This is a genomic window from Paraburkholderia sp. UYCP14C (assembly GCF_004197395.1).
Taxonomy (GTDB): domain Bacteria; phylum Pseudomonadota; class Gammaproteobacteria; order Burkholderiales; family Burkholderiaceae; genus Paraburkholderia.
This window is the reverse complement of the sequence record NZ_SELS01000065.1, coordinates 26,141-40,717: the sequence shown is the minus strand read 5'-3', so window position 1 is coordinate 40,717 and position 14,577 is coordinate 26,141. Positions and strand designations below refer to the sequence as shown.

General features: G+C 58.3%; 10 protein-coding genes and 1 pseudogene. 2 read left to right on the top strand and 9 right to left on the bottom strand.

Translation table 11 applies throughout. The annotated features are described in order from the left end of the window. Positions 1–248 (top strand): hypothetical protein (locus tag EVC45_RS46285; RefSeq protein ID WP_211193534.1); only part of this gene is annotated, 248 nt, incomplete at its 5' end. A 1,001-nt stretch (positions 249–1,249) separates the two neighbouring features. Here the strand turns inward: EVC45_RS46285 and EVC45_RS36635 are convergent. The 6 genes from EVC45_RS36635 to EVC45_RS36610 form a co-directional block, all read right to left on the bottom strand. After that, on the bottom strand, positions 1,250–2,059 hold the full coding sequence (locus EVC45_RS36635) for a methyltransferase, TIGR04325 family (RefSeq protein WP_129963007.1): 810 nt from the start codon (positions 2,057–2,059) through the stop codon (positions 1,250–1,252). Between the two features lie 991 nt (positions 2,060–3,050). After that, entirely contained in the window at positions 3,051–4,427 is a 1,377-nt protein-coding gene (locus tag EVC45_RS36630) for an undecaprenyl-phosphate glucose phosphotransferase (protein ID WP_129963006.1), read from the bottom strand. Between the two features lie 87 nt (positions 4,428–4,514). After that, a complete protein-coding gene (locus EVC45_RS36625) occupies positions 4,515–5,999 on the bottom strand; it encodes a mannose-1-phosphate guanylyltransferase/mannose-6-phosphate isomerase (protein WP_248295405.1) in 1,485 nt (494 codons plus the stop codon). A 93-nt stretch (positions 6,000–6,092) separates the two neighbouring features. Beyond that, complete coding sequence (locus EVC45_RS36620; RefSeq protein WP_129963004.1) at positions 6,093–6,278, bottom strand: hypothetical protein; 186 nt, start codon at positions 6,276–6,278, stop codon at positions 6,093–6,095. Between the two features lie 1,246 nt (positions 6,279–7,524). Beyond that, positions 7,525–8,793 carry a glycosyltransferase family 1 protein gene (locus tag EVC45_RS36615; RefSeq protein ID WP_248295404.1) on the bottom strand — a complete coding sequence of 423 codons (1,269 nt, stop codon included), beginning with the start codon at positions 8,791–8,793 and terminating at the stop codon, positions 7,525–7,527. Positions 8,794–8,866: 73 nt separating this feature from the next. Continuing rightward, entirely contained in the window at positions 8,867–9,877 is a 1,011-nt protein-coding gene (locus tag EVC45_RS36610; RefSeq protein ID WP_129963003.1) for a GlxA family transcriptional regulator, read from the bottom strand. Positions 9,878–10,488: 611 nt separating this feature from the next. On the opposite strand from EVC45_RS36610, the gene EVC45_RS36605 reads away from it, so the two are divergent. Further along, complete coding sequence (locus EVC45_RS36605) at positions 10,489–11,256, top strand: class I SAM-dependent methyltransferase (RefSeq protein WP_129963002.1); 768 nt, start codon at positions 10,489–10,491, stop codon at positions 11,254–11,256. Positions 11,257–11,408: 152 nt separating this feature from the next. On the opposite strand, the pseudogene EVC45_RS36600 reads toward EVC45_RS36605, so the two are convergent. From EVC45_RS36600 to EVC45_RS36590, 3 genes and pseudogenes are all read right to left on the bottom strand, one after another. Then, positions 11,409–12,376, bottom strand: a pseudogene (locus EVC45_RS36600) (IS1182 family transposase); the annotation flags it as partial. Between the two features lie 305 nt (positions 12,377–12,681). Further along, entirely contained in the window at positions 12,682–13,800 is a 1,119-nt protein-coding gene (locus EVC45_RS36595) for a DegT/DnrJ/EryC1/StrS aminotransferase family protein (protein WP_129963001.1), read from the bottom strand. After that, positions 13,797–14,417 (bottom strand): hypothetical protein, encoded by a 621-nt coding sequence (locus EVC45_RS36590; RefSeq protein ID WP_248295403.1) that lies wholly within the window; start codon positions 14,415–14,417, stop codon positions 13,797–13,799. Before EVC45_RS36590 ends, EVC45_RS36595 begins: the two co-directional genes overlap by 4 nt. Between the last annotated feature and the right edge of the window lie 160 nt (positions 14,418–14,577).

Here is a 14,577-nt window from a genome sequence, read left to right as displayed (position 1 = left end):
AATTGTGCGGGACATCGCTGGAAGCGGCAAGCACGCCGTTACCCATAAACCGCTTTGAAATCAGCGACTTAAAGGACATTCTCGGAACATGTCGGAACACCCCGGAAGCCTTGCCGGGCGGAAGGCAGCAGACGCCAACCGCCGCCCGGAAAACCCCGCCAGTTGCGACTCCCACCGTTACGGATCGTCCCCTACCCATGATCCTACCCATTCTTCCCGCCAAATCGATTGCGACTGACTACGCTTGATTGTCTGGTGCAGTATCACTCGTGAGTCGAACACACCCACTCAATCAGCAACCACCCGCCGCAAACCCAACGCCGGGCCTGACTCGGGTTTCATAGCGCCCGCCGATACCGTCAGTGATACCGTCAGGTCACAGTTGTCTAACTGATCCGCCGCTGCTCATCGGTCGCTCGTCGAGGGCGGCGACGAGCGATCGCGACCGAGTTCAACCAATGCGTATTGTGGTTAGGCTAGCATCCGCCCGGTTCTCCCAAAGCTGCACAGATCTTGTGCCACGTTGGGCCTCGAAAGTTGGGCCTCATCGCGACAGCGGCTAAGGCGCGAGCCATCCACGCCGGATCGGCCACGACTACATCCTTCGATACAGCGAGATAAGCAAGCTCATGAACGCATCGCCCGCACGCGCCGAGAGCGGTGCGAGGAGGGCGTACGTCAGACACGAGACACTCACGGCGCCTACCATATCGAGCGAAAAATGCACGCCAATGTGCACGCGTGCCAATGCGACCGCCCCGCCTGCGAGCGAAATGAGCAGTCCGGCGCAAACGAGCCCCGCGAGAAGCAATGTGAGTGCGATGCTCGCGAACACCGTGGCGTGATCGCTAGGAAACGAGGAATCCGGCGCTTGTTCGACGAACGTATGGCCGAGGCCGATCGAGATGGAACGGACACCGCCATAACGAGACGTTTGGATGACCGATCCGTTCCGGTAGAAGTCGCTCGAGAATCAGGTCAAAATAGGACATTCTTCAATGAATGAAGATTTGATCGCTTCGCATTGGCGAGCTTCGGTCAATTGTTGCTGCGCACCCATGGCGGAGAGTGGTCACCCGAACAGTTGATGCGGTTGTCGCGTATCGCTGCAACAGCCGCTTCCTCTTGTCGATTTAAGGCGCCTCAACGATTCACTGCGCAGGGCTCGGACGCGCGCTTGACCGCAGAACAACCCGCTACGATTTTCTGAAAGGCCACACACATGCTACGCCCGCACTGCATGCCGCATTCACCCTGAGCAACCGATTCGCCTCGCCATTACCCGTGCGAAGTACGCACGCCCCAAATAGCGCGAGCCGACATGCGCCTGATCGAACCCTTCCCATTCGCAAAACAGGTCATAACCGACTTGGGCCATGAAGCGCGCGAACTTTTCAGTCGAGATAAAGCGGTGTGGATAGGAAGCTTTGTAGATCGACGCGGGTACGCGCTGAACGGTGATGCGGTCCTCAGGCTCATCGATGAACGGTGTACGGTCGATCACGATGCAGTTCGATAAGGCTGCCGCCTGCCGTATATGGTCGAATGGGTCATCGAGATATTGCAGTGACCCGGAGAACAGGGTGACGTCGATGGCATTTCTCGCCGCCGCGCATCCCAGGGTGGAGTAGAACTTCAGCGTGTCATCTTCGAAATCTTCGCGTCCGACTGTGACGTAGTCGCTCTGCTCGACGATGGACCACTGCAGGCCTTCGATCTGTTGCAGAAACTGTCCGTGCTGGTAATAGAAACTGCCGAGCGATCCACCGAAATCGGCGACATGAAGATTGCGCTGCTTTATGATCGCAGCGTGAAGCAGGCAACCGAGTAGTGGCCAGCGGAATTCCTCGCGCTCAAAGCAGACCGAATCACGCTCGAACGCAGCCTCGCCGCGCTTGACCTTCAAGGCCGATGCACGCACGGCCTGAAGTATTTCCGGGGCATCATAGCCGTCCGCAGCTGCGCGCGCGGCCGACCAGGATGGGTAGCGTCCGATGAACTCAGGGGTCAGACGACACAGCCAGTACGTCGGTGAAAGAAGATGGCTTGGCTTTGGCATGTTCGAACTGTCCGGTGGCCGCTCATGAGGCGCCTGACGCGCGCACCATGTGCCTTTGACTTGTGACCCGATATCCCATGCGGCTTTCCCTGTCGGGGTGCTCCCACACTCGTCCTTTCGAGCGAGGTGGTCGGGGTCATCTTAGTCAAGGGTGACTGGCCGGATGGGCTCTGGCGGAACAAAGCATGAAAATGGCCGGAAGTTGCGGGCGTTTGCATGGACTAGGAGGCTACGTTCGGGTCCAATCATTCCATCAATCGCCTCAACGATTCTGCCGATTCGATCACATATCTGGTCGTGGCACCAGAACGATCGCTTACCCTCTAGCGCGATTGACCTTTGGCGTCTGCGGAAGGCTTTAGCTTACGACTCTCCGGGACCGCACTAGAGTGCGGTGGGAAGGCGGGCGTCAGGTCTCGCACGTCAAAGCGGCCCCACGCACTCCCATTGTCCGAGTGTCCGATTCTGGTCAACGACCTGAGCCGGACATGTCGGACCCGGTTCGCCAGGAAGCGTCATTGATCCGCCGCGTCGTTCAGTCGGCCAGACGCCCGCTCCTCTTAAGGTTTGTCCAACGCCTACCCGCATGCGCTGACGCGTGCTTGGATGCCCGCGGACATGGGCAGGCGTCGAACAAACTTTAAGAAATGTACGCATAGCCCGATCGTCAGTGCCCGGGATGCGTCGCGAACGCTTCAACGTGACCGCACGCTCTTTTTTTGTCCCTTAGATTTGGGGTCCTGCGGCCAGCCTTGCGGCAGCGATGAATCACTGATTCGCCCCCGAACTCAGCCTGTCGATCATCGTGCGGATCTGGACTTGAGCTGCTTTGAACTACTGGACAGTGGAGCGGCGGGGCGGCGAGTTCAGTGCCGCGGACCTGTCGGCTACCTTTGTCGCGAGAAAGCGAAGTTCCCTGTCATCGCGTGTCTGCGAGCGATGAGATCCGTCGCGCCATACGCCGTCACTGTCACATGACGACGTCCAGCCATCAGTAAGCATTGACGCTGCACAGCCCCTTGAATACGGTTGCACCGATGATCCGCATATCGAGCCAGAACGACCAGTTCCCCAGATAGTACAGATCGTGCGCGACCCGACCTTCCATTTTCTCTATCCGGTCCGTTTCCCCACGAAAGCCATTGACCTGCGCCCAACCGGTGATGCCGGGCTTGATCCGGTAGCGATGTATATAACCCGACACAACCTTCTGGTACAGGTCGTCATGTTCGAGCGCGTGCGGACGCGGGCCGACGACAGACATATCGCCGCGCAGGACGTTGAAGAACTGCGGTAACTCGTCCAGGCTCGTGCGGCGCAAGAATGCGCCGACGCGCGTCACGCGTGGATCGTTGCGCGTGGCCTGTTGGAGCACACCGGCTTTTTCGGTGTGCAGGCGCATCGACCGGAATTTGTAGATGGTGAAGACGCGCCCATCCGCCCCCTTTCTGCGCTGCTTGAAGAGAATCGGACCGCGCGAGCTGAGCTTGACCGCAATGGCGATGCCGATCAGCAGCGGCGAGACCGCGATGAGCGCGACGAGTGCGAAGATCCGGTCGAAAATCTCCTTCTGCAGGAGCGCCCTCTGCGAAAGCGGAGATGCAAGGAGATTGATCGCGGCCATACCGAGCAGTTCCGTTACCCCGCTTTCGAATAGCGCGAGGCTGCGGACGTCTGGAATGAAGCGCACGTTGACGAGATCGTCGCGAAACTCATTCATGAAACGCAGTAGGGTTCGCTCCTGCGACAGCGGAAGCGCAAGCCACACTTCGTGCACGTTCTGCGCACGAACATGACTCACGAACTCGTCGAAGTCCTCGAAGACAGGCACGCGCGCGGTAATCGGCGAGTCGGGCGATGCATTGAATATCCCGCTCCCCCGAAAGCCCGAATGGCTCGCCCGCTCGATCTTCAGCATGATGGACTCGCAGAGGCCGCCGCAGCCGACGACCGCTACGTGATGAAAATTCATGCCGGCCTGTCGCAAATGCGCGAGCACCACATGCGTAATGAAACGGCCCGCGCTCATCAAGCCTGCGGAGACCCCGGTCCAGTAGGCGAACCAAAGGCGCGAAACATCGTCGAGCCGATGCAGCGAGAACATCAGAACGAGCGCGCAAGCCTGCACGACCAGCCAGGCGAGCGACACCCGGCACGCCAATATGAGCTTGCCGCGACCGCGCCACGACTCATATACGCCGAAGCCCGGAAACAGCGCGAGCGAAAACGCCGCCGAAAAAGCGACGAAGGGCACGTAGTAGCCCGGCTCCGCAAAATAGTCGAACCTGATCCGCGACGCGACGGTCGCGCCGCCCACTACCATGCCGACATCGAATACACGTGCGAGCAACGCCTGTATATCGCGCATGTCACCCCCTGGTCTGAAAGCCCTGCTTCAGTTGCAATCCTAAAGTTGAAAGGATTCGCACCCGATGCGCTATGCGATGCGATAGGGTCAAATTCGGCCGTAGCAGTCGTCCAGGCGCACAATATCGTCCTCGCCGAGATAACTGCCCGATTGAACCTCGATGATTTCGAGCTGCACTTTGCCCGGATTCTCCAACCGATGCCGAACGCCGAGCGGAATGAAGGTCGATTGGTTTTCTGAAAGAAGAAACTGTTCCTCGCCCCGCGTCACGAGCGCCGTGCCGCGCACGACGACCCAGTGCTCGGCGCGATGGTGGTGCATCTGCAACGACAGGCGAGCGCCTGGCGCAACCACGATGCGCTTCACCTGAAAACGCTCGCCGCGCTCGATCGCATCGTAGAAGCCCCACGGACGGCGCACCTTCCGATGAGTCTCGGCTTCAGGCGCGCGCTGCTCGCGAAAGCGCGCCACCAGCGTCTTGATGTCCTGCGCGTGAGAGCGGTCTGCGACGAGCACGGCGTCGTCCGTGTCGACGACGACTACGTTGGAAGTGCCAACGCATGCAACTAGCCGCCCGCCCTCGGCGCGCGCGTAACTTGACGTCGCGCCTTCGAAAACGACACGCCCGCTCGCCACGTTGCCGAGCCCGTCCTTCTCCATCGCTTCCCACACCGCATCCCAGGATCCGAGGTCCGACCATCCCGCCGCCAATGGCACGACCACGCCTTTGCAAGGCGAGCCGGCCGCGCCGATGTGCTCCATTACCGCATAGTCGATGGAATCCGCCGGCACACGGCCAAACTGAAACGGGCAAGGCCGAATCAGGTTGTCGTCCGCTTTGCCTTCCATGAACGCCGCGGTGCAGGCCGCATGCATGTCGCCGTTGAGTTTGGCTAGCGATTCGAGCCACACGCTTGCTCGCATGATGAAGATACCGCTGTTCCACCAGTAGGTGGCTGCGGCGACGTACTGCGCGGCGAGTTCGGTCGTGGGCTTTTCGACGAAGCGGTCGATCAGATGTGCGCCGTTTTCGAGCGCGCCGCCGATTCGGATATAGCCAAAGCCGGTATCAGGCCGTGTGGGCGCTACGCCGAGCGTCACGATCATGGTGCGTTCGGCAAATTCAGCGGCAATTGCGATAGCGCGATGCAGGGCCGGAATGTCTGAGATGGAATGGTCAGACGGCATCACCACCATGATCGCGTCATTGTCCCGGCTAACGGCTGCGAGCGCCGCGAGGGTGAGCGCTGGTGCCGTATCGCGCCGCACAGGCTCGACGATTATCTTCGCGGAGACACCGCACAGCCGCACCTGCTCTTCCGTCTCGAAGCGATGTTCCTCCCCACACACGATAATCGGTTGAGTGTCGACATCGAAGCTGCCCGCGAAACCTTCCATCCGTGTGACGGTAGCCTGCAGTAATGAATCCCGTCCAACCACACCGATCAACTGCTTTGGAAACTGCTCTCGCGACATCGGCCAGAGGCGCGTGCCTGATCCGCCCGCGAGAATGACCGGGACGATACGCCGACAGGAGTGTCCGAGCGACGCTTCTGCGGTCGCCGCTGCCATTGCGCCTTCAGAACTCACTGCGTCTTCCATGGTTCGCACCTCTGGTCTTGCGTCGATCACGTACTTCCCGGCGTCGCCAATTCGATTCATCGGTTATGGGTTGGCCGTGAGGCGCACTTTCTCCTGCTCTCCATCATAGGGATCCCGCTTGGCTTCGGTGAAAGATACGTCGTCGATGATCTCGAACCAGTGCCCACCTGACGCCAGCAAGATGACATCACCCGCGCACAGCACGCGGCTCGTCAAAAAATCCCCATCGGCCGTATAGAGCTTGACCATCCTGCCGCCCGCTCGATTAAGAACACTTCTTGCGTGCGCTCAATCCGGCGCGGGAACCTAGTGTGAAGATGCGACTGAATCACCTTTCCCGCCGAATGCTCCAGGTCAGCAAGGTGCTGAGGAAACCAACTCGTTGTCAAGAAGTTGATACCGTCCTTCGAGAACGAATCCCGAATGATCATCGCGATAGTTGCGCCCGCAGACGAGATAACCTCGAGACTTGCGTCCCCAACGATCGCTACGTTGACTGCTGCCGATAGAGTTTCCATTTTTCTCCTCGACGAAAACGTGTCGCGACTTTCCGACACCGCCAACGTCGTGCGAACCAGTCCGCTCACGGCACACGATGAGCTGAGAACGACCTCACGCGTCTGCAAGCATAGGAGCGGTTCCAGGGTCACTAGACGGGTTGACCGAATATGCCATGACGTTGGCTGAAGCGAGTCGCACGGTACAAGGTGTTCTCACGCGGGTTCATTTAGTCAATGTCATCAGTGAGAGGAATCGCAGGCCGCGACGATATCCGGGCACCGACCGCCACAAGCTGAGACCTGTCTATCCCGATCACTAACCTGAGAATCGCACGTCGGGCCTTTCAGGATCCACGCTCCGCTTGAAATCACGTTCTGATCAATGTGTCTCAATGGACGATTGGGCACCAACATGAATAAAGATTCCCGGATCTATGTCGCTGGACACAAGGGTATGGTTCGTTCGGCCCTTCTCCGGCACATTGCCAGTTGCGGGCAATCATTCCTCTCTACGTGATTGCCCGTGGGATCGGTCAAATGCAGTCACCGCGCGACCGGCCCCGAATACAGTCCGCTTGCTCGGGTATCGCATTCAACGACGGTGATATCTGTGAGTCCAGCATGTCGTAGAAACCGGTCCCTTCGTCACGCGCCGTGTTCGGCGCAGTTATAGATTTCGTTGGTGCGGACGATGTTGTCGTTTCCCCTCCACCTTGACCTGCGCAACCGTCGCACCCACGAGCGTGCGTCGCTCCACGAGATGGACCGCATGGCGACGTGTACTGACTTCGTGAAGTTGATTGCCCGACACGCGCCGACCAAACCAACGGACCACCGCGCGGAATTCTGTCGAAAGCGATGCATCGCATCGACTAAGCTGACAACCGGTTGTATGACGCCGCCCTGCCCTCGTCAATCCGGACCTCGTGCTCGGCGCGGTGACAGCAATCATTGAGTCACCACCCGGAGTCGGCAGCTATCGAATGAGCCGCACTCTAATTAATCCAGGCTTCCTCTCCCCAACATACCGCGCGGATGCGATATCGCTCGAGCACTCGTTCCAGCGTCGACAGGCGTGTTGCGTCATCGTTGCTCTCGAGACGCCGCGTGCCACGCTCGATCATCAACTGGCGCAACGCAGGTTGGTCGATCAGACTGAAAAGCGCATCTGCCATGCTATCGGGTCGAGCCAGATCGATCAGCAGTCCCGCGTCGCCGACCTGCTCACGCAGCGCCTCGAGGTCCGGGTAAAGGACCGGTACGCCCAGACTGAACGCCTCGAGTGGCGGCAGATTGGTCGGGCCGAAATATGTGGGCATCACCAACGCGATCGACTCGCGATACAAGTAAGGCACGTCGCTATCCGGAACGAAACCGAGAAAGAACACACGGTCGCCCAGACCGAGATCGGCGGCGACCGAACGCACGTATCTCAGGTTGCCGAAATCGCTTCCTGTGAAGACCGCACCTACATGGATGCCGTAGCGGGACTCCAGCGCGCGCAGTCCCTTCAATAGAAACACATGGTTCTTGTGCGACCAGAACTGCGCTGGATAGTAGGCGTATTTCAGACCGCGCGGAATTTTGTACTTCGTCCTGACATCGACGAAGTGCTCCACGTACGCCTCTTTGGAAAGCACAGTCGCGCGGGCGGGCGAAAATGGCATCAAATGGACGCGGTCGTTGTCTACTCCGTACCGCCTGACAACCTTCTCGCGGCCGGCCTGCGAATCGACGAAGATGCCGCAGGCCTTCTTCAAGGCAGATCCGTACAAAAATTCTCGACGCTCGAATTCGTGCTTGATCCGGACTTCGGGAAACTCGACTTCATCACGATGGCACAGATCCCAAACGGTGAACAGGTAGTTGAATCGCTCAATCGCCAGTGCGAGGTGGGACGGCGTTGTGAAGTACGCAATGTCCGCGCGCATCACCGAAAGCAAGCGGTCCACCGAAGCCATCTTGCCCGGTTTCCGTAGCAAGGCACGCGGACCTCCACGGCTATATATTGAACCGAGTCTCGCCGCCAGCCCGCGCAAGCGGGACACCGGAAAATAAATAGGCTCAATGCCGCTGCTTCGCAGATCGTCGATGGTGGATCGCCGCGTCGTCACATACTCAACCACGCAAAGTTCCGGTGGAAGACTCCTTAGCAGCAAGGCCGCATTCTTCGCCTGCTGATAACCCCCGCCAAAAACATGTTCATAGTCTATAAACGCGACCATGCGGATAGGCCGTTCCAAGGAATCGTTTGAATTCTTCACTCCTTGCTCCACGTTTATGAGCCATCTATATGACGATTGCGGCGCTCGACAAAGGTTCTTGCCGGGCCAGTTCCTAAGTGCCGCTCTCTGCAGGATCGGCCGTAGCGCCGCTTTTCTTTCGAAGGCGGTATTCCGTCGCCGACATCGAGAATTGCCTCCTGAACACTTTCGATAGCCGCTCGCCATTCGTCAGTCCGACCCTGCGAGCAATCTTGTCTATCGGCAAGTCGCTTCTGACCAATAGTTCGCAACTGAGAATGAGGCGCGCTTGCAAAAGATATTGCGACGGTGTGACTCCCATCTCGCGCTTGAACAGACGCAGGAAGTTGCGCTCGCTCATCGCTACCGTACGAGCCGCCTCCCCTATTGAAATCGGCCGTCCGCAATTTCGCTCGAGCCAGCGCGCGGACTCCTGCGCCTTTTCCGCCAGCGTGATCGCTCCCATGGTACTCAGCATGGTCGTCAAATTCTGATCTTTCGAAACGGTGAAGTGATCGGCCACCGCTATCGCGATGTCGTATCCAAGATCCCGCTTCACGAGCGCGAGCGAGTTGATCAGCGCATCGCCACGTTCGGTCGACGCGGCGACGTTAGACGTCTCCGGGCCCCAGATTCCCCGATCGACCCAACCCCAGTCGCGGCGAGAAATGCCCGCCGCCGTAAGAAGCAAGTCGCCGTTGCCAAGCGGGTTGACCATGCCAGTTTGCGAACATGCGATCGTCAATAACCCGATGAGCACCTCGTCGGCGGCCGCACGCTTCGCCCCGGTACCGCCCGGGATATAGAGTGCGTCGAAGCCTTGAAACCGCTGGCCGCCCAGGCGCTCGGTCCAGACGCAAACGGACGACGAACAGGCTATCATCCCACCGCAGGCAGACACCAGACGAACGCTGTAAGTGACGTTTCTTCTCTGACCGGAAGACTGCAGTTCATTGGCGATATGAAGCACCTCGGCAAGCGTGCCCGCTTCCAGCAGCGAAAAACCGTCGTACAACAAAATTCCTATTAGCTTCACCGCGGGTTCTTTAAATGGGTGATAAAGGCCGTTGTCTCCTGCATCGCCCAAGGTGCTAGCGTCGGACATGCCGTTACCTCCTCTTTGCATCGGCTCAGGATCGCTGCTCTGGCTTGCGTTGGCATGCTGGGGAGAGCCTACGACCTCGGGAGCTTAGTGTCGATTCGACCCATAACTACCGCGCTGGCGGCCAAAAACATGCTTCTGGCCGAGATCGTCGCTCTCCATATAAACATGACCATAAGATCGCCTGATTTCTTCAGCTCTAAAAGTGAGGAGCATCAAGACGCTTACCGGCGTTTCTCGACCCGCTGGGTTTTCTGAGCGATAGATGGATCCGACGACGAACACAATAGACGCGGATTCACCGAAACCACTAGGTAGCCATTCGTTCACAGGATCAAAGTCATCCCCGCACTTTATTTGCGTTTGAAACATGTCGACTTGAATAACGTCATATCACGCAATTGGACCCTCAACGGATGCGTCACCAAGGAAATGACCCAACCCGCCAACACCTTGCCGAAAACGGTCATTCACGTAATTTTCAAAGCCCCGCTGATTACGCTTTCTCATAAGCACTCGGAGCTTTGACTCTGATTGCATCCGAATAAGCAAGAGCGATTCCGCGTCAAACGTGGATCTCGCCGTCGCTGTACGACCACACATGGAGTCGCTTCATGAGCTTCAGCACGAGATACTCACAATACTATGACCTTTTCTATCATGAGAAGAACTACAAGGCAGAAGCGGCTTTTGTCACCGGATTGCTCGGCCGGCACGGAATAGTTGGAGGTCACCTGATGGATCTAGGTTGCGGCACCGGACGCCACGCGGCCGAATTCGCAGCCGCCGGATTTTGTGTTTCTGGCGTTGACATGAGCCCCGATATGCTTGCCCGAGCGGATGCCAGGTGTATCACTCTGCCACGCACCATAGCGAAGCGACTGACGTTTCGGCAAGGCGACGCGCGGATCGTGCGCACGGACGAACTCTACGACGCAGTCGTCGCGCTCTTCCATGTTGCCAGCTATCAAACGACCAACTCCGATTTCATGGCGATGTGTCACACTGCTGCGACGCACCTGCCGCCATTAGGACTGTTCGTGTTCGATTGCTGGTACGGTCCCGCGGTCCTCGCCGATCCGCCCGACGTACGCATCAAACGTGCCTCCAGCGAAGAAACCGCGGTGATGCGGATCGCCGAGCCGTCAATGCGTCCTCATGACAATACCGTCGCGGTCAACTACACCATCCTGCTAACGGACTTGAAAACGCAGTCCGTTGAGACCGTTCTCGAGACGCATGTGATGCGCTATATGTTCAAGCCCGAGATCGAACTGATGCTGGATCTTAGCGGGTTCGAGGTTCTGGACAGTGTGAAGTGGATGGGCGGCGAGTTGAGTGCCGCCGATCTGTCAGCGACATTCGTCGCGAGAAAACGGTGATGCTTCGACTCGAATACGCCGGATCCCAGAGACGGTCCGATCAAGGAAACGCCGGGAAAGTACGACGTATGGCATGTCATGGCCGAGCCTGTGTGGAAACTGCTTTTTGTTGCTGAGGCGCACGGCCAGAGATGTCGATCCTGGTTTGCTAGGTCGCGTTTGGTAAAAAGACCTTTCTTCCTCGATGCCGACGTGAGTAGTTTGGAGACATACGCCTTGATGCCGGCCAGTTCGCAAGCGCGGATATCAGGGCCGCTGAAGTAACCCCGATCGGCTAGCGCCTTCAGTTCAGACTTGCCTATCGCCTCCTTTGCTGCCTGGGCTATCCTGCTGAGTTCTCCATGATCGCCTCCAACATTGGTCACCTCGTGTTCAACGATCAGATGATGTTTCGTGTCCACGGCGACCTGTACGTTGTAGCCGACAGTTCCGGGTTTCTTGCCACCACTGGTCATGGAACGGGAATCCGGATCTGTAAGCGACAACTGTCTGTCCGGCTGCACCTTCAACTGCTTCTGATCTGTTCGAGTTCACGCATCTGCTGCCGCAGGAGGGCGATCTTCTCGTACAGGTGCACGGTCTTCACATCGAAACCTGTTGGACTGATCCGGTCTGCGGTTTCAATCGCGTCGAGGTATCGCTGAACACTTTCCTCAATCTGCTGCCGACGCTCGTCGATCTTGCCTGCTGTGTAGTTCCGGTCGCGGCTGCTCACGGCCTTAAACTTGCTGCCGTCGACGGCCACCATGTCGTGGGATAGCAGCTTCAGCCCGCGACAGAGTTCAACGAAGCGTCGGCATACGTTTCGGATGGCCGCGCCATTGTCGCGGCGGAAGTCTGCGATCGTTTTGAAGTCCGGTGCCAGACGTCCTGTCAGCGACATCATCTCGACGTTGCGCTGGCATTCACGCTCGAGACGCCGGCTGGACGGCACCCGGTTCAGATACCCGTAGATATAGACCTTGAGCATCACTGCCGGGTGGTAGGAGGGGCGGCCCGTGACGGCGGGCGTAGCGCCATTGAAGCCGAGTTCCGCGAGATTCAGTTCGTCGACGAACACGTCTATGATCCTGACTGGATTGTCCTGCCCGATGTAGTCATCGACGCATTCGGGAAGCAGTGCGGCCTGCTAGCGGTCATCGCCTTCAACGAATCGCTTCATGAGTCACCCGGTCTGAATGCGTTGATTCAGTCCGATCAGTGCGTTTTCACACAGGCTCGGCCAGCCTCGGCCATCGAGTCGAGCCTGAACCACGAGGCATGTCACATGCTGGCTAAGCGCAACGCGCCAGAGCGGCTCACCGAAAGCCCGGTGCCACCACCAGCAACCTGGATTAAGTGTTTGTTTCGCTGCGCGTCGAGGCTTATTTGCTGTGGCGAGCAGTGGATCAGCACTGTACTGAACGCCTCACGTTGCGTCATCACCTACACATGGGTGGCCAGCATGTCGCGCAGCGCGCCCACAGTGTAGTCCTGCTGTGCCTCGCTAAGCGCGAGACCACTCGGCAGATACAATCCCCTGCGACTCATGCGCTCGGCAATCGGAAAACTCTCCCCTTTGAACATCCCTTGCTTGAGAAAAACGGGCTGTTCGTGCATCGGCCAGAAGAACGGCCGCGCGCTGACACCAGCCTCCGCCAGCATGGACCGGAACTGGTCCGCGCCAAAGGGCAAACTGTCGTCCAACATCACACCAAAAACCCAATAGATATTCTCGGCATATGGCAATGCCACCGGCGCCAGCTCGATTCCCGGGACTCCGCGCAAAAGGCCTTCGTACCGCCGCCCCAAGTCGCGCTTTCGCGTGACGTGCGCATCGAGGTTCTCGAATTGCGCTAGCCCGACAGCCGCCTGAAGGCTGCTCATCCGATAATTCCATCCAAGCTCTTCGTGGACGAATCGCCTTTCGGTCTTGAAACACAGATTTCGCAAACTTCTCGCGCGCGCTGCCAGCTCGTCGTCGTCGCAGACGATCATGCCACCTTCCCCCGTCGTGATGTGCTTGTTGGCGTAGAAGCTGAAGCACGAGATATCGCCGAAACTGCCGCACTTCGCTCCGTTATAGGTTTGGCCAATTGCCTGTGCGGCATCTTCGATTACAGCGAGGCCGTACTTCCTTGCGATATCCAACAGCGGACTCATGTCCACCGGCAAACCGAAAGTGTGCACCGCCATGATCGCGCGCGTTTGGCTCGTGATCGCGCTCTCGATCTTCGTCACGTCCATGTTCCACGTATCAGGACTTGAGTCGACCAGTCTCAATCGGGCACCAGTGCGAACTATGGCCGATGCGCAGGAAATGATCGTGTGCGTGGGGATGATCACTTCATCGTCAGGGCCGAGCCGCAAAGCCGCCACAGCCACGTCCAACGCAGCGCTGCCGTTCGCGACAGCAATCGCGTGTCTGCGACCGACGTAACCCGCCATCGCACGTTCGAAACGCTCGACGAACTCCCCGTCCGAAGAAATCCACCCGCTTTCAATGCACTCCTTCAGATAAACGCTCTCTTTTCCGTCGAGTAGGGGTTCGTTAACCGGAATCATCGCCCACCCTCCTTGACTTCAAGCTCGACGCCTGGACCGTCGCTCGCTTCACTGCATCGGCTCGGACCGGTGGACGCGAAGCGCAATTTCTCGTGCTCCCCCATATAAGGCCCTTGTTTGACCTCGAAAAAAGACGCGTCCTCAAGCATTTCGAACCCGTGGCCGCCCGACGCCAGTAAGATCACATCTCCCGCGTACAGTACACGGCTCGACAGGTAGTCCCTATTGGGCGCATAGAACCTCACCAGGACACGGCCACGCTTGACGAAGAGCACCTCTTGCGTACATTCGATCCGCCGCTCCAGCTTCATATGAAGATGCGCGTCGATCACTTTTCCGCAGGGATGTTCCATGTACGCGAGTTGCTGAGGAAACTCCTTCGGAGTCAGAAAACTCACACCACTTCGCGAGAACGAATCCCGGATGATCATGGCGAGCGTTTCACCTTCGAACGAGACTACTTCGAAATTCGAGTCATCAGCGACCTCTGCGTCGCCCGTTATCGATAGAGCTTCCATTTTGATCCTCGAAGAGAGCCGGTAGTATTCCACCGGCACGCCGATCCTTCTGGGAGCGAGGCCGATTACGACATAAGACGGCCCGCGGACGTCCTTCATGCGTCCCCGAAGCATAGGATCGATTCGGCGGTCACCCCGTGAGATGGCCGAATACGGAATGAAGTTGGCCGAGCCGGGGATCAAGTTGCAACGTCCCCTCGCGCATCTTTATTTCCTCGACAACAACCGCACAGAGGCGCACAAGGGTCGCGACAAGATC